Here is a 16,584-nt window from a genome sequence, read left to right as displayed (position 1 = left end):
CCCCTCATTTGAATGAAGAGATCTTATTATTGCTGCGCGGCGAGTTAAATCACCAAAAACATCGACTTTGATCTATAATATTCGGGACTTCGACTTTTCATGAACTTGGCCGCCACTTCCCCGGTTATCGTCCTTGTCCGCCCGCAGCTGGGCGAGAATATCGGCAAGGCTGCGCGGGCGATGCTCAATTTCGGACTGACCGAGATGCGGCTGGTTTCCCCGCGCGACGGCTGGCCCAATCCCATGGCGGGCCCCGCCGCCAGCGGCGCCGATATCGTGCTGGAGCGCGCGCGGGTTTTCGAGAGCGTGGCCGAAGCAACAGCCGATTGCGGGCATGTCTATGCGACAACGGTGCGCAAGCGGGGGGTGACCAAGCCGGTGGTGACGCCGGAAGAAGCCGCACGCGCGATCCACGCCGCGCCGCATCGCTCCGCCATCCTGTTCGGCCCGGAGCGTTCGGGACTGGAGACCGACGATGTCGCGCTGGCCCGCACGATCCTGACCGTGCCGATCAACCCGGAGTTCGGTTCGCTCAATCTGGCGCAGGCAGTGATCCTGGTCGCCTATGAATGGTCGAAGGGCGTCGGCGCCGAAGGCGGTCTCGTTCAGCCGACCGAGGAGGAGCTGGGGCCGCCCGCGCCGCAGGACGAGCTGGAAGGGATGATCGGCCAGCTCGACGAGATGCTGTCGCGCAGCGGCTATTTCTATCCGCCCGAACGCGTGCCGACCAACAAACGGACGTTGCGCACCCTGCTGACCAAGCCCGGCTGGACCAGCCAGGAATTGCGCACCGTGCGCGGTGTGCTGTCGGCGCTGGATGGCAAGAAGCAGCCGAAATAGCGTCTTGGCGCATTGCATTCGCAATACACGCTCGCTTAGAATGGCTATTCAGGAATTTCCCCGGGGAGCCCGTACATGATTGCCACTCTTTTCTCGACGCTGTTGCTCGCAACCCCGATGGCGTCTGCGCAGGATGCCCCTGCGCCCGTGGATCGCGTGATCTGCAAGCGCGACAATTCGGTCGGCACGCGTCTGGCCAAGCGCACCTGCATGAAGGAGAGCGAGTGGAAGCAGGCCGAGCAGCGCTCGCGCGACGACCGCAATCGCATTCTCGACAATGCCGAGCGTGAAGGCCGGAACGCCGAAACCCCCTACGCCAAGCCGAGCTGAGCCCAACACCGGTCGAACGCCTCGCGTTTATAAGCGATCGAGGCTTCGACCCGTTGATCCCACAGCGCGACGATCGCCTGCTCCGGCAGGCGGGCGTCGCGTCTGCGAGCCTGGGCATTGGCAATATACCATCCAGTTGGAGGCCTTTGCGGGCATCCCCATGGTTGACTTGCGCGCGCCACGCGGCTAACCGCGCGCCTTCGCAATGGCCCCGCACTCCGGTGAAGCGGTGGCCCTGCCCTCCTCCGGGAGATCAGCAGGCGGATACCGGAACCAACGTTGTTAGCAATTGCAAGGATTTAGGAATGTCGAAGCGCAGCAGCGCCAAGCACAAGCTCGACCGGCGGATGGGCGAGAACATCTGGGGTCGCCCGAAGAGCCCGGTCAACAAGCGTGAATATGGTCCCGGCCAGCACGGTCAGCGCCGCAAGGGCAAGATGTCGGACTTCGGCATCCAGCTGCGCGCGAAGCAGAAGCTGAAGGGCTATTACGGCGACATCACCGAGAAGCAGTTCAAGCGCTCGTACGAAGACGCCGCCAAGATGAAGGGCGACACCGGTCAGAACCTGATCGGCTTGCTCGAAATGCGCCTCGACATGATCGTGTACCGCGCCAAGTTCGCCCCGACGATCTTCGCGGCTCGCCAGCTGGTGAACCACGGCCACGTCCGCGTGAACGGCGAGAAGTGCAACATCGGCTCGCGCCGCATCAAGGTCGGTGAGGAAATCTCGCTGTCGTCCAAGGCGCAGGAAATGGCGCTGGTGATGGAAGCGCAGAGCCTGTCGGAGCGCGACATCCCCGATTATGTGGTGCCGGATGGCGCCTCGAAGATCACCTTCACCCGCGTGCCGACGCTCGACGAAGTGCCGTACCCGGTGAAGATGGAACCGAACCTGGTCGTCGAATTCTATTCGCGCTAAGTCCGGCTTCCATATCGGAACAGCAAAGGGCGGTCCTTCGGGGCCGCCCTTTTCGTTTCAGCGTATCCCGAATTGCGCCCGCGCAAAGCGGATGAAGGCCGGCCAATTGTCGCGATTGTTGTGACCGCCGCGATGCTGGCGCCAGGCGATCGTGCCTTCGGTGGCGGGGACAAGCTCGGGCGGGAAGGTCGTGGTGCTCAGGCCCGGCTTGCCGAGCAATTCCCATACCGGCGAGGCAGCCAGTGCGGCGAGGAAGTTGCCGCGCGGATCGACCCAGCCGTCGCCGGTCTCGACCGTGCCCGCGCCGATGAAGATCGGGCGTGGCGCCGCCAGCGCGATCAGCATGTGCGCGTCCACCGGCAGGTCGAATTCGGTCTTCGGCCCGGCGTACTTCAGGAAATTGCCCGCGAACCAGTGATACTCGCCACCCGCGGCAAGATTGCCGATCCGCTCGCCGAAATTGCGGCGATAGAGTGCCGCACCACCCGCACCCGATGAGCCGACAAAGCCGATCGCGAAGCGCGGATTATACGCCATCGTCACCAGCGCCGCCTTGCCGTAGCGCGACAGCCCTTCGATCCCGATCCGGCGCGTATCGATCCGCTTGTCCATCGCCAGCGCGTCGAAAGCACGGTCGGCGCCCCAGGCCCAGGCGCGGAGCACGCCCCAATCCTCCGGCCCGCGTCGCGCCCCGCGCAGCGAGATGCCGATCACGCCGCTATCGAGTTCGCCGCCATTATCGGCCTGCACCGAATTGGCGACGATCACGCCATAGCCGAAGCCGTTCGCCAGCAGTTGTTCGCCCGGCGTCGGCCCCGGTTCGGGCGGGCGCGGCGGACCGGGGAAGCGGAAGCCCTCGGGAAAGCCGAAGGACAGGATCAGAGGAACCGCCCGCTTCACATTCGCCGGGATCGTGTAGCGCAGCTGGATCACTGCCGATGCCCGGGGCCATGCGCGATTGTCCGCCGTGCCTTCCAGCCAGCGCTTGATGACCGGCATGCCCGCCTCGGTCGTGCGCTCCTCCTTCACCAGCTTCCATGCGATGCGCGGCGCGGTGGCGGGGACGCGGCCATAGACCTCGCGGTCGAACAGCGCGACGATCTGCGGCCGCCGCTCGCGCCGCCACATCGCGGCGCTGGTTACCGGCCTGCCATCGGCTATCGCCAGCAGGGGCGGGAGCGACGGATTTCCCGCCTGCGCCTCGTCATAATTTGCGGCGTTGGGCGCCTGCCGGTTGAAGCCGTCCGCGCCGGGCCGCGTATCGGCGATCCCCAGCCGGTCCAGCATCGCGCGCCGGTCGATCTCCGCCTCGCGATAATCCTGCTGGGCCGCGGCAGGCACATTCGCCAGCAACAGCAATGCCGCGCACAGGCCGCCGATCCGCATCCTCGCCTCCCGATGTTATCGCTACCATAATGGCAGCGCGCCATCGGAACGCAAGCGGCTACTCCCGGGGCGGCAGCTTCAGCGCAGTGCGCAGGAAGGCGTCGCTGCGGTCGAGCAGGGTGGTGCGCGCCTCGGCATCCTCCAGATAATGATCGAGGCCGGCAAACTCGACGAACTCGACCGTCTTGCCCGCCGCCTTCAGCCGCGATTCCATCGTCCGCGACTGGCCGACGCCGACATTGCTGTCGCGATCGCCATGGAACAGCAGCACCGGCGCGGTGATCTTCACGGCGTTGCGCGCAGGCGATCCCTCGGTGAGGTGCGGGCCGGAACCGATGAAATCGCGTACCAGCTTGAAGCTGGTGAAATAGCGCGACTCCTCGCGCAACGCGGGCAGATCGGTGACCGGCGCCACCGCGACGATCGCCTTGAACAGTGTCGGATCGAGCACCGCGGATTGCAGCGCGGCATAGCCGCCATAGGACCAGCCGACGATCGCCAGCTTGTCCGGCGCGGCGATCCCCTGGCTCACCAGCCAGCGGCCACCATCATTGACGTCGCCGATCGCGACCTTCCAAGACTGGAAACCGTTGTTGACGAACCACGCATCGCCATAGCCGGTCGATCCGCGGAAATTGGGCTGGAGCACCGCAAAGCCGCGCGCGGCATAGAATTGCGCCAGCCAGTCGAAGCCCCATTCGTCCCGCGCGCCGGGGCCGCCATGCGGCATCACGATCGCGGGAAGATTCTTGCCGTCGCTGCCCGGCGGCAGGGTGAGATAGGCCGGGATCACATTGCCATCCGCGGCAGTGAAGGTCACCGCCTTGACCGGCGCCAGCTTCACCGTCTCGAGCTGCGGCCGCGACAGCATGATCTCCAGGATCTGCTTCCCCTTGCGATCGAACACATAATAGCGCCCGGGATCGGTGTCGCTGCCCGCCCAGAATAGCAGCCGGTTCTCGTCCCCGCTGGCATCGACGAAGCTGACCAGCGGCAAGCCGGGCAGCGCACGCGACAGCGAGGCTGCGATCGCCTTGAACTGCGGATCGAAGAAGATGGTCTGGCGCTTCTCGGTCGCGAAGCTGACACCCACCACACGCTGGCGGCGGCCAACGCGGACCAGATCGTCGATGTCCACATCGTCGCGGCTATAGACCAAAGTCTTCTTCATCGTGCCGTCCAGCGCGACGCTGAACAACGCGCTGCGGCCGTTATGGCTCTCGAATCCGTACGCCAGATTCAGATCGCGATCGACGGCATGGGGATTGAAACCCAGCCCCGTCCGCGTGTCGAGATCGCCCAGCGGCTTCCACTCGCGCTGGCCCGCCATCCGGTAATAATAGCGGATCACGCCGGTCGCGTAGCCCGCGTTGTCCAGCACCGATCCGCCCATGATCCGCACCGTGCCATAGCCATCGGTGATGAACTCGACGGCGTCGCGGCGCGGCTGCTCCACGACGGTGCGCCGCAGGCTGGTCGCATCGACTCGCTCGACCCCATAGCCTTCGCGCGATTCGACGATGCGGGTGGTGGGATCGGCCTCGGGCACGAACACGCGGGTCATCAGCACATTGCCGTCGGCATCGGGCAGCCAGTCGATCACCTGCCCGCCATTCTGGGCCACGCCCAGCGCGCGCGACGAGGTGCGCGCCGACAACAGCTTCATGTCGGCGCCGCTCGCATCCACGGTGATCAGCCGCGAATAGCGCACCAGTCCGGCTTCCTCGCGCATATAGGTGGTCGCCAGGCACACGACGCGCTGGTTCGATGCCCAGCTGCAACGCTGCAGCTTTTCCGGCTTGCCGTCGGCGGACAGGATGCTGCGGGGCGCCGCGCCATTCTGCACATCGGCGACATAGGCGATGCTCGATGCGCCCGGTCCCGGCGCGATGAACACGACCCGCGCGCCATCGGGGGAAAGCGCGATCTGCCGCACCGCCTCGCGCGCGCCGAAACGCTTCGCATCCACGCCCTGCGCCTGCGCGGCAGGATTACCCCAGGCTGCGCCCAACATCGCCAGCACGAGACCCGCCCGCGCCGTCACCCCCCGGAAACGCATGCTATACCCCTGAAAATAAACCCCGTCGGCGAGCAGACTGACCGAGCGCCCGGCCCCGCGCAAGGCCGAAACGAGTCCCCTTGTGCTGCCCATGGCCCGCTGCCAATGTCCGCGCCATCCAGGCCATTCAAGGAACCTCCATGCGCCTTTCCATGATCGCCGCCACCGCGGCCCTGCTTGCTTCAAGCGCCGCGCTGGGCGGCTGCAACGCTGCCAAGACCAACGATCCGGGCATCTCCGTCGATACGCTGAAGCAGGTCACCGAGAAGCTGTCGTCCGACGAGTTCGAGGGCCGCGCTCCGGCCACCGCGGGCGAGGAAAAGACCGTCGCCTATCTGATCGAACGGATGAAGGCCGCGGGCCTGGAGCCCGGCAACGAGGGCAGCTGGGTGCAGGACGTGCCGCTGGTCGAGCTGACCGCGAAGAACGTCTCGCCGCTCACCTTCACCGGCGGCAAGGGCGATGCGATCAGTCTGAACTATCGCACCGACATGGTGATCTCGACCTATCAGGTCACGCCCAAGACCGAGATCAGGAACAGCGACGTGGTGTTCGTCGGTTACGGCATCAACGCGCCGGAGCGCGGCTGGAACGACTATGCCGGCGTCGATGTGAAGGGGAAGACGGTCGTCATCCTGATCAACGATCCGGACTGGGAGACCAAGGAGCTGAAGGGCGATTTCGGCGGCCGGGCGATGACCTATTACGGACGCTGGACCTACAAATATGAGGAAGCCGCGCGTCAGGGCGCCGCGGCCGCGATCATCGTCCACAATACCGAACCGGCCGCCTATGGCTGGAACGTCGTCCAGTCGAGCTGGACCGGGCCCCAGCTCGAGCAGGACACGCCGGGCGACCATATGGACCAGTCCAAGGCGATCGGCTGGATGCAGCAGGACTACGCCAAGCGCCTGTTCTTCAAGGGTGGCCAGGATTACGACAAGCTGGTCGCCGCCGCGAAGACCAAGGGCTTCAAGGCCGTGCCGCTGACCGGCGTGAAGGCATCGGTCTCGTTCGACAGCGACATCCGCCGTCAGGCTTCGAAGAACGTCATCGGCATCCTGCCGGGCACCGAGCGCAAGGACGAATATGTCCTCTATTCGGCGCACTGGGATCATCTGGGCCGCTGCGAGAAGGTCAATAACGACGATATCTGCAACGGCGCGCTCGACAATGCCTCGGGCACCGCGGCGCTGATCGCGATCGCCGAGGCGCAGAAGAAGAAGGGTCCGGCCAAGCGCACCATGATCTTCCTGGCGGTGACCGCCGAGGAATCGGGCCTGCTTGGCTCCAAATATTATGCCGAGAACCCCGTCTTCCCGCTTTCGCAGACGGTGGGCGGCGTCAACATGGACGGCGTGAACCTGAACGGCCCGGCCAAGGATTTCGTGTTCACCGGCGTCGGCAAGTCCGAGCTGGAAGACCTGATGAAGAAGCTGGTCGAAGCCGAAGGCCGCGTGGTCGTGCCCGAACCGACCCCGGAAAAGGGCTTCTACTACCGCTCCGACCATTTCAGCTTCGCCAAGCTGGGCGTGCCGATGTTCTATGGCGAGAGCGGCGAGGACCTGGTCAATGGCGGCAAGGAAGCCGGCAAGAAGGCCGCGGACGACTATACCGAGAATCGCTACCACCAGCCTTCGGACCAGTATGATCCCAAATGGGACTGGTCGGGCGCGATTGCGGACCTGAACCTGTTCTTCTGGCTCGGCCGCCAGCTGGCGGACGGCGACACCTGGCCTAACTGGTACAAGGACGCCGAATTCCGCGGGATCCGCGACAAGAGCCGCGCGGGCAAGTGACGTAACGATCCTCCCCCGGAGGGGGAGGTGGCATGCGCAGCATGACGGAGGGGTAGTCTCCGCAGGCGATCTGTTCGCTTGTGGAGACTACCCCTCCACCGCTTTCAGCGGTCCCCCTCCCCTTCCAGGGGAGGATTGAGTAAAGACCCCCCATGACGACCGAACCGACCAGCCCCCCCGCCCCTCCCCCCGCCGAATGGGCGCCGCACGATGCGGTGTGGATCGGCTTTCCCAGCCATGGCGAACTGTGGGTCGAGGACCTCGAACCCGCGCGGGAGGAAGTCGCGAAGTTCGCGCGTGCGGTGCATGCCGGCGGCCGCGGCGAGCGGGTGATCCTGGTCGCGGCGGACGATGAAGCCGCAGCGGCGGCCAAGAAGCTGGTGCATGGCGATGCGCGGATCATCGTCGAGCCGTTCGGCGATATCTGGCTGCGCGACACCGCCGCAATCATCGGCGGCGACCGCGTCGCGCATGATTTCATGTTCAACGGCTGGGGCGGCAAATATGATCTGGCGGGCGACGACGATGTCGGCCTGCGCCTTGCCCGCCGCCAGCATTTCCATGTCGAGGAACATCCCTGGATCCTCGAAGGCGGCGCGATCGACGGCGACGGCACGGGCCTTGTCGTCACCACCGAGCAATGCCTGCTCAACCGCAACCGCAATCCCGACATCACCCGCGACGAAGTCGAACGGCTGCTGCGCCGCGATCTGGGCTATACCCGTGTGCTGTGGCTGGGCGACGGGCTGCTCAACGATCATACCGACGGGCATGTCGACAATCTCGCCCGCTTCGTCGGCGAGAACCGGCTGCTGATCCCGCAGGCGACCGAGAATGATCCCAACTGGCGCGTCTATCAGGACGCGGCGCTGCGCGCGGAGCAGTTCGGGGTCGAGGTCATCCGCATGCCCTCGCCCGGCCGCGTGCTGAACGAGGAAGAGGACATCATCCCCGCCAGCTATATGAACTTCTATATCGGCAATGCCGCGGTGGTGGTGCCGCTCTATGGGCAGGAGAATGACCAGGCGGCGATCGATACGCTGTCCGCGATCTTCCCGGGACGCGAAGTGGTCGGTTTCGAGGCCGGGCATATCCTGACCGGCGGCGGCAGCTTCCACTGCATCAGCCAGCAAATCCCGACGTTCTAGGTCAGCTGGTTCAGCGCATAGAGGGCGAGGATCACGACCTCTGCCGCGAGGCACAGGCGCGGGTCCTTCGCCACGATCAGCACCAGCCCCGGCACGGTGAGGATCAGCGGCCCCGCGACTTCGAACCAGCTGCCCATCCGGTTGCCGAACAGCAACGCCTCGCCCAGCGTCACCAGCCAGTTCGCCACGATCACCCCGCCGATCACCAGCGCCTTGTTGCGCATGAAGTGATGGTCGAGGTTCGGCCATTCGCCCGCGCTCACCGGGAACACCAAAGACGCGGCGAGATAATAGACGCCCGCGATCATCATGCCGAACCCCAGCACGGCGAAGCTGGCGGGCAGCGAATCGCGGATCGCCCAGGCGTTCGTCCAGAATACGATCAGATCGGTCAGCAGGATCACGCCCAGCAGCGGCGTCAGCCAGCCCAGCCGGATGCGGCCATGCTCGCGCAGCACCCGCGCGAATCCGGTCAGGATTTCCGCGACCGACAGGCCCAGCACCAGCCCGAAAAAGGAGAAGACGAACTCGAACGCGGTCATGGCGCCCATCTTCCGCCCCGCGATGCTCGACGCAAGGCCCCACGCACATTACATGGCGCGCCATGACCGAGATCACCGTCGGAGCGCTCCAGCTCGCCTTCACCGCCGATATCGACGCGAACATCGCGAACGTGACCGAGCTTGTCCGCGAGGCGGCAAGCAAGGGCGCACAGGTGGTGCTGCCGCCCGAACTGTTCGAAGGCGAATATTTCTGCCGGGTCGAGGACGAGGGCCTGTTCGCCAACGCCAAGCCGACGGGCGAGCATAAAGCCGTGCTGGCGATGCAGAAGCTCGCCGCCGAGCTGGGTATCTGGATCCCGACCAGCTTCTTCGAAGCCGATGGCCCGCACCACTATAACAGCCTCGCGATGATCAACCCGGACGGCAAGGTCGCCGGTGTCTATCGCAAGAGCCACATCCCGGACGGTCCGGGCTATGAGGAGAAATTCTATTTCCGCCCCGGCAATACCGGCTTCAAGGTGTGGGACGGTGCCGGCGCCACGCTGGGCGTCGGCATCTGCTGGGACCAATGGTATCCGGAAACCGCGCGCGCGATGATGCTGATGGGCGCGCAGATCCTGTTCTACCCGACCGCGATCGGCAGCGAGCCGCATGACGACAGCCTTGACACCGCTCGCCTCTGGCGGCGCGCAATGGTCGGCCATGCGGTGTCCAACGTCGTGCCGGTGGTCGCTGCGAACCGTGTCGGCACCGAACATGGCCAGACCTTCTACGGCACCAGCTTCATCACCGACGAGCGCGGCGACATCCTCGCCGAGCTGGACCGCAAGGAAACCGGCGTGATCACCGCAACGCTCGACCTCGACCGGGTAAAGCGCCACCGCGCCGCCTTCGGCTTCTTCCGCGATCGCCGGCCCGAGCTGTACGGGCGGCTGGTGCAGGATATCTAGGCCGCAGCCACTTCCACCGCCCGCGCGAACACCGCCTCGAACATCTCCGGCGTGATCCGGCCGGTATTCTGGTTGTAGCGCGAGCAGTGATAGCTATCGACCAGCATCATGCCCGATGGCACGCGATGTTCGGCCAGATGGGCGAAGCGGCATTTGGGCAGCTTGCCGCCCAGCGCCTTGACCGAGGACTGGTGCGCGATCTCGCCCAGCGCGACGACCACGCGAAGATTGGGCATCGCCTCCAGCTGCGCCTCTAGGAAGGGGCGGCAGTTGCGGATTTCCTCGGGCACCGGCTTGTTGCCCGGCGGCAGGCATTTGACGGCATTGAGGATCATCACGTCCTTCGGCGCGCCAGCTTCGGCCAGCCCGAATTTCTCCAGCGTGGCGAACAGCAGGTCGCCCGACGCGTCGCCGGTAAAGGCGAGGCCGGTGCGGTTCGCACCCGCACGGCCGGGGGCCAGGCCGACAATCGCGATGGCGGCATCCGGATCGCCATAAGCCGGCACCGGCGCGTTCCACCATTCGGGCTGCTCGGTGCGCATCGCCTCGCGCGTCTCGACGAGGCGCGGACATAGCGGGCAATCGCGGCCGGGTTCTGTGGACGTGTTCACCGCCGCGCGATAGGCGCATGCGGGTGGGAACGACAAGCTATGCCATCGCGATCGGATCGAACCGGCGCGGCCGCCACGGATCGCCCGAGGCCGAAGTCGCCGCCGCGATCCGCGCGCTGGGCGCCGTCTCGGTCTCGCCGACCCTGCGCACCGCGCCGCTGGGACCGTCGAACCGCCGCTTCGCCAATGCCGTCGCGATTGTGGAGACTGCGGAAGAGCCGCCTGCCCTGCTCGCCCGGCTGAAGGCGATCGAGCGCGCCCATGGGCGGCGGCGATCCCAACGCTGGGCCGCGCGGGTGATCGACCTCGATATCGTGCTGTGGTCCGGCGGATCATGGGGCGAGGCTGGGCTGACCGTCCCCCACCCGCAATTCCGCCTGCGCCGCTTCGTGCTCGATCCGCTGGCGCAGGTTGCGCCGGACTGGCGCGATCCGCTTACCGGCCGCACCGTGCGCCAGCTTCGCGCGCTTCTGTTGACCCGACGGCCCCTCGCCCCTAGGTGAGCCGCCTTGGTGTGGGCTCGTAGCTCAGTCGGTAGAGCAACGGACTTTTAATCTGTAGGTCCCGGGTTCGAATCCCGGCGAGCCCACCAGCGCTTTCTGATCTCGCGGCTTATGCGCTTCGCGCATGCCTCCGATGGAGCGGCCTTTCGGCCGGCGCGCGGTTGCGCTTGCGGACCCTTCGAGTCCGGGGCGCTTCTTTTTCGCGGCCTGTTTCCCTTTTTCCCCTTCCCCAGCGAAGGCTGGGGCCCAGTTGCGGGACGTTCGCTGGAGAGCGTCGAACTTCGTTACATCGACCTTTGCAGCTGGCCCCCAGCCTTCGCTGGGGAGGGCGGCCGTGTGAAGCGCGCCCATCCGTTCGCGTCTCGCGTCAAAAGGAGTTGATACTTTATATCATCCCCTATATCGCACTGCGGCATACCCAGTATCGAGAGTCGCAAACCTGATGATCCGCACCCTGCTGCTTGCTTCCGTCGCCTTCGTCGCCCTTCCCGCGCATGCCGAGGATGTGCCGTTGCCGCGCGCGGACACCACCGCCGAAGAGACCGCACAGGATCAGGACCACACCCAGCCCAATGCCGAGATCGTCGTCACCGGCACGCGCGCGCGGTCGACCGCCGACGTGCTGGGTGGCACGGCGGTGCTGGCCAATGAGGAACTGGACCGCAACATGCGGCCGACCATCGGCGAGACGCTGGCGACCCAGCCCGGCGTGTCGGCCACCTCGTTCGGTCCCAACGCATCCAAGCCGGTACTGCGCGGCTTCACCGGGGATCGCGCGCCGGTGCTGACCGACGGGATCGGCAGCATCGACGTCTCCAACACCTCGGCCGACCATGCCGCGGTGATCAACCCCCTGACCGCGGACCGGATCGAAGTGCTGCGCGGCCCTGCCGCCCTGCTGTTCGCGCCCTCGTCGATCGGCGGCGTGGTCAATGTGATCGACAGCCGCATCCCGCGCCGGGTCGAAACGCCGGTCCATGCCGATGGCATCGCCACCTATGGCTCGGCCGCGAACGAGCGCTCGGTCTCGGGCATGCTCGATCTGCCGGCCACCGGCGAGCTCGTGCTCCATTTCGACGGCAGCTATTCCAAGACCGACGACATGAAGACCGGCGGCTATGTGCTCAGCCCCGCGCTTCGTGCGCAGGCGCTGGCGAGCGCCGATCCCGATATTCGCGATCTGGCGGCCCTCGAAGACACGGTGCCCAACACCGCGGCGCGCACCTGGGACATTGCGGGCGGTGCTGCAATCATCAACGAGGGCGGCAATCTGGGCTTCGCGGTCAGCCATTATGACAGCATCTATGGCGTGCCGGTGCGCTACTCGCTCGATCCCGCGATCGAGGCCGAGCAGGTCCAGCTCGCGGTGAAGCAGACCCGCGTCGATATCCGCGGCGAAGTGAATACCGGCGGCAGCGTGATCAGCCATATCCGCCTGCGCCTCGGTGCCGCGGACTACCGCCACAGCGAGATCGACGATACCGGCGCGGTCGGCACCACCTTTTTCAACCAGGGCTATGAAGGCCGGCTCGAGCTGGTCCAGACCACGCGCGGCAGCTGGGAAGGGCTGGTCGGCGGCCAGTTCGTCGTCAAGGACATGCATATCGACGGCGACGAGAAGTTCCTGCCCAAGAACAACATGACCCGCTTCGGCCTGTTCACCCTCCAGTCGCTCGATCTGGGCGCGGTGAAGGTCGAGGGCGCCGCGCGCTACGAGCATAGCAACTATGCCGCCCGCGAAGACGCCGATATCGGCAACCCGGCCTATGATCGCCGCTTCGACACCTTCTCGGCCTCGTTCGGCGGAAGCTACGAGCTGGCACCCCATGTGCGCTTCGGCATCAACGCCTCGCGCAGCGAACGCGCACCGTCGCCCGAGGAGCTGTTCGCCAACGGCCCGCATGCCGGTACGCAGGCGTTCGAGGTCGGCAACCCCGATTTCGACACGGAAAAGGCCTGGGGCGTGGAAGCCACGCTGAAGGGCAATGGCGATGGCTGGTCGCTCGGCGCATCGGCCTATTACAGCTGGTACAATGGCTTCATCTACGATTCGCCCACCGGCGCGATCGAGGACGACCTGCCCGTCTTCCAGTACGCCCAGGCCGATGCCCGCTATTACGGGTTCGAGATCGAGGCATCGAAGCGGATCGCCAGCTTCGGCAATTACACGCTGAACGCCGACGGCCTTGCGGACTATGTCCATGCGACCATCGTCGGTCAGGGTCCGGCGCCGCGCATCCCGCCGCTGCGCATGCTGGGCGGGCTGGAAGTCCAGTCGGACCATCTCAACACCCGCTTCGAAGTCGAGCACAGCTTCGCCCAGAACCGCGTGACCGGCTTCGAGAGCGAGACCAAGGGGCATACGCTGGTCAACGCGTCGATCGCGTGGAGCCCCTGGGGTCCGCAGGGCACGAGCTTCACCTTGTCGGCGAACAACATCTTCGACGTGGAGGCCCGCCGCCACGCCAGCGTGCTGAAGGACTTCGCCCCGCTCGCCGGCCGCGACATCCGCCTGACCGCCCGGCTGGCGCTCTAGTCGGGTTCGCGGGCGCTGTGTTTGACTTCGACGACATGAACCGTGCTGTCGATCATAATATAGCGAAGCAGATAGGGCGGAACCGAAGGTAGCTCCCGGCGACCACGTGTCGCCGGTCTGCCCCGCTCAGGGAAATCCTTGAGACTGTTGCCAGTTTCGATCAAAGCGTTGATGATTCGGGCCGCAGCAACCGGATCGAACTGCGCAATATAGCTATGGATCAGATCGAGGTCATGGAGCGCGACCGGGCTCCAGATTACGCGAGCCATTCGCGCGGCATCGGAGTCTCCCGCGGCGTCCCCAGCCGACTGGCCCATTCCGCCACTAGCTCATGCGGAACGCCACGGCCCGCAGCGATATCGGCATCGGCCCGCGCGTCGCGGATCGCCGTCCACTCCTCGTCGCTCATGCCTTCGGGCGGCAGCAATGGATTTCGCGGCTCAGCGTTCATGCAGCCGATATAGCAGCGAACGCCGCTTGCGTCAGCCCCGCTCCGCCAGCTTGCGTTCCCAGGCGAGGGCATCCTTCACGATCCCGTCCAGATCGTCATGCTTCGGCCGCCAGGGCAGCGCGGCGAGGATGCGGCTGTTGTCCGCCACCAGCGCGTCGGGGTCGCCGGCGCGACGGCCTTCGAGGCGGCGGTCGATGGTCATGTTGGTGACGCGATCCACCGCGTCGAGCACCTGCAGCACCGAGAAGCCGCGGCCATAGCCGGCGTTCATCGTGTGGCTGTTCGCAGGATCGGCGATCAGCAGGTCGAGCGCATCGACATGCGCCGCGGCCAGATCGGTGACATGGATATAGTCGCGCACGCCGGTGCCGTCGGGCGTGTCGAAATCGGTGCCGAACACACCGACATGGCTGCGCTTGCCGATTGCCGCTTCCACCGCGACCTTGATCAGATGCGTCGCGCCCGCGGTCGACTGGCCCGAGCGTCCCTGAGGATCGGCGCCCGCCACGTTGAAGTAGCGCAGCGCGCAGTAATTGATCGGATGCGCCGCGGCGACGTCCTTCAGCATGAACTCGGTCATCAGCTTCGACATGCCGTACGGGTTGATCGGCACGCGCGGTGAATCTTCCTGCACCGGCACGACTTCGGGGATGCCATAGGTGGCGGCGGTGGAAGAGAAGATGAAATGCTTCACCCCGCACGCCACCGCGCTCTCGATCAGCGCGCGGCTGGCGACGGTGTTGTTGCGGTAATACTTCAGCGGATTCTCGACCGATTCCGGCACCACCACCGATCCGGCGAAGTGCATCACCGCGACCACGCCATGATCGCGCATCGCCGCGCGGACCTTGTCGTCGTCCTCGATATTGGCGACCACCAGCGAGGCGTGCCTGTCGACCGCCCAGTCGAACCCGGTGACCAGATTGTCGACCACCACGACCTTCCAGCCGGCATCGAGCAGCGCCAGCACCGCATGGCTGCCGATATAGCCTGCGCCGCCCGTCACCAGCACCGAACCTTCGCGCATCGCCGACTCCCTCACCCTTTGTTCCTGAGCGGCTCAACCCTATCTAGGCGCCATAAGCAAGGAGTCGGGAATGACGATCGAGACGGCCATCGTGGCGGGCGGGTGCTTCTGGTGCACCGAGGCAGTGTTCAACGACGTGATCGGCGTCGAAAAGGTCGAGAGCGGCTATATCGGCGGCACCGCCGAAAACCCGACCTATAAGCAGGTCTGTTCGGGCAGCACCGGCCACGCCGAGGCGATCCGCATCAGCTTCGATACCGATATGCTCAGCTATGGCGACCTGCTCGACATGTTCCTGGGCACGCACGATCCGACCCAGCTCAACCGGCAGGGCAACGATATCGGCACCCAGTATCGCTCGGCGATCTTCCCGCTTTCGAGCGAGCAGGAGGAGGAAGCCAAGGCCGCGATTCTGCGCGCCCAGCCCGACTGGCCCGCACCCATCGTCACCACCATCGAGCCGAACGGCCCGTGGTGGCCGGCCGAGGATTATCACCAGAGCTATTGGGAAGGCGAAGGCCAGCGGAACCCCTATTGCCTGGCGGTGATCCCGCCCAAGCTCAAGAAGCTCCGCAAGAGCTTTGCGGCGCGCAGCAAGGCTGCAGCGGAGGCTTAGCTTTGTTGTGATGCGCCTATCGGCGCATTGCGGCACCGGCCCGCTCCCCCACCCGGCCACCCAACGGAAGTATATTCTATAGGTGGCCGGGTGGGGGAGCGGGCCGGTGCCGCTTCAGGACGCGCTCTTATGCGCGTTCTGACAAATCAGCCTTCCTTACCCGGCAGCGCCTCGCCTTCGACGGGCGGGCGCACCGTGGCGTCGGCGCCGAGCGTCTTGTAGACAAACCCGCCGATCAGTGCGCCGAGGATGGGCGCGACCCAGAACCATACCAGCTGCTCCAGCGCGATCCCGCCTTCCAGGATCGCCGGACCGGTGCTGCGTGCGGGGTTCACCGACGTGTTGGTGACCGGAATCGAGATCAGGTGGATCAGCGTCAGGCACAGGCCGATCGCGATCGGTGCGAAGCCCGCGGGCGCGCGGCTGTCGGTCGATCCCATGATCACCAGCAGGAAGACAAAGGTCAGCACGACCTCGATCGCCATGCCGGCCTCGAACGAATAGCCCGCAGGCGACGCCGCACCGAAGCCGTTCGAAGCGAGGCCGCCGCTATAATCGGGTGCGCCGCTGGCGATGTACCACAGCAGGGCCGCCGCGATCACCGCGCCAGCCACCTGCGCGATCACATAGAGCGGGATGTCCTTGGCCGGGAAACGGCCCCCGGCCCACAGTCCCAGCGTCACCGCCGGATTGAGATGGCAGCCCGAGATATGGCCGATCGAATAGGCCATGGTGAGGACGGTCAGGCCGAAGGCGAGGCTGACGCCCACGAAACCGATCCCGACATCCTGAATGCCGGCCGCCAGCACCGCGCTGCCGCAACCGCCGAAAACGAGCCAGAAGGTGCCGATCAGCTCGGCCAGCCCACGCTGCATATTGGTCATGTCCGCCCCTCCAATACGCCG

The 16,584-nt window shown here is 65.7% G+C and carries 17 protein-coding genes and 1 tRNA gene; 10 read left to right on the top strand and 8 right to left on the bottom strand.

Annotation, left to right across the window (positions count from 1 at the left end; translation table 11 throughout):
- Window positions 1-105 precede the first annotated feature (105 nt).
- From P1X14_RS11510 to rpsD, 3 genes are all read left to right on the top strand, one after another.
- Entirely contained in the window at window positions 106-840 is a 735-nt protein-coding gene (locus P1X14_RS11510) for an RNA methyltransferase (RefSeq protein WP_277315507.1), read from the top strand.
- Between the two features lie 75 nt (window positions 841-915).
- On the top strand, window positions 916-1,170 hold the full coding sequence (locus tag P1X14_RS11505) for a hypothetical protein (RefSeq protein ID WP_277315506.1): 255 nt from the start codon (window positions 916-918) through the stop codon (window positions 1,168-1,170).
- 305 nt (window positions 1,171-1,475) lie between these two features.
- Window positions 1,476-2,090, top strand: coding sequence for a 30S ribosomal protein S4 (gene rpsD, locus P1X14_RS11500; RefSeq protein WP_277315505.1), 615 nt, complete (start codon window positions 1,476-1,478; stop codon window positions 2,088-2,090).
- Between the two features lie 57 nt (window positions 2,091-2,147).
- Here rpsD and P1X14_RS11495 read toward each other — a convergent pair whose 3' ends face one another.
- Entirely contained in the window at window positions 2,148-3,476 is a 1,329-nt protein-coding gene (locus tag P1X14_RS11495) for a hypothetical protein (RefSeq protein ID WP_277315504.1), read from the bottom strand.
- Window positions 3,477-3,534: 58 nt separating this feature from the next.
- Window positions 3,535-5,535 (bottom strand): S9 family peptidase, encoded by a 2,001-nt coding sequence (locus P1X14_RS11490; RefSeq protein ID WP_277315503.1) that lies wholly within the window; start codon window positions 5,533-5,535, stop codon window positions 3,535-3,537.
- A 140-nt stretch (window positions 5,536-5,675) separates the two neighbouring features.
- Between P1X14_RS11490 and P1X14_RS11485 the strand changes: the two genes are divergently transcribed.
- Both P1X14_RS11485 and P1X14_RS11480 read left to right on the top strand, forming a co-directional pair.
- Complete coding sequence (locus tag P1X14_RS11485) at window positions 5,676-7,334, top strand: M28 family metallopeptidase (protein WP_277315502.1); 1,659 nt, start codon at window positions 5,676-5,678, stop codon at window positions 7,332-7,334.
- A gap of 152 nt (window positions 7,335-7,486) precedes the next feature.
- On the top strand, window positions 7,487-8,482 hold the full coding sequence (locus P1X14_RS11480; RefSeq protein WP_277315501.1) for an agmatine deiminase family protein: 996 nt from the start codon (window positions 7,487-7,489) through the stop codon (window positions 8,480-8,482).
- Here P1X14_RS11480 and P1X14_RS11475 read toward each other — a convergent pair.
- A complete protein-coding gene (locus P1X14_RS11475; protein ID WP_277315500.1) occupies window positions 8,479-9,024 on the bottom strand; it encodes a hypothetical protein in 546 nt (181 codons plus the stop codon). The two genes, P1X14_RS11480 and P1X14_RS11475, sit on opposite strands and share 4 nt — an antisense overlap.
- Before the next feature lie 62 nt (window positions 9,025-9,086).
- On the opposite strand from P1X14_RS11475, the gene aguB reads away from it, so the two are divergent.
- Window positions 9,087-9,935, top strand: a complete 849-nt coding sequence (gene aguB / locus P1X14_RS11470) for an N-carbamoylputrescine amidase (protein ID WP_277315499.1) — start codon at window positions 9,087-9,089, stop codon at window positions 9,933-9,935.
- Here the strand turns inward: aguB and P1X14_RS11465 are convergent.
- A complete protein-coding gene (locus P1X14_RS11465) occupies window positions 9,932-10,477 on the bottom strand; it encodes a uracil-DNA glycosylase (protein ID WP_277315525.1) in 546 nt (181 codons plus the stop codon). The two genes, aguB and P1X14_RS11465, sit on opposite strands and share 4 nt — an antisense overlap.
- A gap of 92 nt (window positions 10,478-10,569) precedes the next feature.
- Between P1X14_RS11465 and folK the strand changes: the two genes are divergently transcribed.
- The 3 genes from folK (at window position 10,570) to P1X14_RS11450 (ending at window position 13,585) form a co-directional block, all read left to right on the top strand.
- Window positions 10,570-11,049, top strand: a complete 480-nt coding sequence (gene folK, locus P1X14_RS11460) for a 2-amino-4-hydroxy-6-hydroxymethyldihydropteridine diphosphokinase (RefSeq protein WP_277315498.1) — start codon at window positions 10,570-10,572, stop codon at window positions 11,047-11,049.
- Window positions 11,050-11,062: 13 nt separating this feature from the next.
- A tRNA-Lys gene (locus P1X14_RS11455) sits at window positions 11,063-11,138 on the top strand.
- A 353-nt stretch (window positions 11,139-11,491) separates the two neighbouring features.
- Complete coding sequence (locus P1X14_RS11450; RefSeq protein WP_277315497.1) at window positions 11,492-13,585, top strand: TonB-dependent receptor; 2,094 nt, start codon at window positions 11,492-11,494, stop codon at window positions 13,583-13,585.
- On the opposite strand, the gene P1X14_RS11445 is transcribed toward P1X14_RS11450, so the two are convergent.
- The 3 genes from P1X14_RS11445 to galE form a co-directional block, all read right to left on the bottom strand.
- Window positions 13,582-13,854, bottom strand: a complete 273-nt coding sequence (locus P1X14_RS11445) for a type II toxin-antitoxin system RelE/ParE family toxin (RefSeq protein ID WP_277315496.1) — start codon at window positions 13,852-13,854, stop codon at window positions 13,582-13,584. The genes P1X14_RS11450 and P1X14_RS11445 overlap by 4 nt on opposite strands.
- A complete protein-coding gene (locus P1X14_RS11440; protein ID WP_277315495.1) occupies window positions 13,842-13,994 on the bottom strand; it encodes an antitoxin in 153 nt (50 codons plus the stop codon). Before P1X14_RS11440 ends, P1X14_RS11445 begins: the two co-directional genes overlap by 13 nt.
- A gap of 73 nt (window positions 13,995-14,067) precedes the next feature.
- A complete protein-coding gene (gene galE / locus P1X14_RS11435; protein ID WP_277315494.1) occupies window positions 14,068-15,063 on the bottom strand; it encodes a UDP-glucose 4-epimerase GalE in 996 nt (331 codons plus the stop codon).
- 70 nt (window positions 15,064-15,133) lie between these two features.
- Between galE and msrA the strand changes: the two genes are divergently transcribed.
- Window positions 15,134-15,679 carry a peptide-methionine (S)-S-oxide reductase MsrA gene (gene msrA / locus P1X14_RS11430; RefSeq protein ID WP_277315493.1) on the top strand — a complete coding sequence of 182 codons (546 nt, stop codon included), beginning with the start codon at window positions 15,134-15,136 and terminating at the stop codon, window positions 15,677-15,679.
- Between the two features lie 146 nt (window positions 15,680-15,825).
- Here the strand turns inward: msrA and aqpZ are convergent, their stop codons facing one another.
- Window positions 15,826-16,563 carry an aquaporin Z gene (aqpZ, locus tag P1X14_RS11425; RefSeq protein ID WP_277315492.1) on the bottom strand — a complete coding sequence of 246 codons (738 nt, stop codon included), beginning with the start codon at window positions 16,561-16,563 and terminating at the stop codon, window positions 15,826-15,828.
- Between the last annotated feature and the right edge of the window lie 21 nt (window positions 16,564-16,584).

Source organism: Sphingomonas sp. AOB5 (assembly GCF_029433115.1).
In the GTDB taxonomy this organism is placed as follows: Bacteria; Pseudomonadota; Alphaproteobacteria; order Sphingomonadales; family Sphingomonadaceae; genus Sphingomonas.
This window is presented reverse-complemented; position numbering and strand designations above follow the sequence as displayed.

Coding starts and splice junctions, on each gene's coding strand:
- P1X14_RS11475 (WP_277315500.1), bottom strand. CDS start 9,024: ATGACCGCGTTCGAGTTCGTCTTCTCCTTTTTCGGGCTGGTGCTGGGC.
- P1X14_RS11445 (WP_277315496.1), bottom strand. CDS start 13,854: ATGGCTCGCGTAATCTGGAGCCCGGTCGCGCTCCATGACCTCGATCTG.
- aguB (WP_277315499.1), top strand. CDS start 9,087: ATGACCGAGATCACCGTCGGAGCGCTCCAGCTCGCCTTCACCGCCGAT.
- aqpZ (WP_277315492.1), bottom strand. CDS start 16,563: ATGACCAATATGCAGCGTGGGCTGGCCGAGCTGATCGGCACCTTCTGG.
- P1X14_RS11490 (WP_277315503.1), bottom strand. CDS start 5,535: ATGCGTTTCCGGGGGGTGACGGCGCGGGCGGGTCTCGTGCTGGCGATG.
- P1X14_RS11495 (WP_277315504.1), bottom strand. CDS start 3,476: ATGCGGATCGGCGGCCTGTGCGCGGCATTGCTGTTGCTGGCGAATGTG.
- P1X14_RS11465 (WP_277315525.1), bottom strand. CDS start 10,477: ATGCGCACCGAGCAGCCCGAATGGTGGAACGCGCCGGTGCCGGCTTAT.
- msrA (WP_277315493.1), top strand. CDS start 15,134: ATGACGATCGAGACGGCCATCGTGGCGGGCGGGTGCTTCTGGTGCACC.
- P1X14_RS11440 (WP_277315495.1), bottom strand. CDS start 13,994: ATGAGCGACGAGGAGTGGACGGCGATCCGCGACGCGCGGGCCGATGCC.
- P1X14_RS11505 (WP_277315506.1), top strand. CDS start 916: ATGATTGCCACTCTTTTCTCGACGCTGTTGCTCGCAACCCCGATGGCG.
- P1X14_RS11480 (WP_277315501.1), top strand. CDS start 7,487: ATGACGACCGAACCGACCAGCCCCCCCGCCCCTCCCCCCGCCGAATGG.
- galE (WP_277315494.1), bottom strand. CDS start 15,063: ATGCGCGAAGGTTCGGTGCTGGTGACGGGCGGCGCAGGCTATATCGGC.
- P1X14_RS11450 (WP_277315497.1), top strand. CDS start 11,492: ATGATCCGCACCCTGCTGCTTGCTTCCGTCGCCTTCGTCGCCCTTCCC.
- rpsD (WP_277315505.1), top strand. CDS start 1,476: ATGTCGAAGCGCAGCAGCGCCAAGCACAAGCTCGACCGGCGGATGGGC.
- P1X14_RS11485 (WP_277315502.1), top strand. CDS start 5,676: ATGCGCCTTTCCATGATCGCCGCCACCGCGGCCCTGCTTGCTTCAAGC.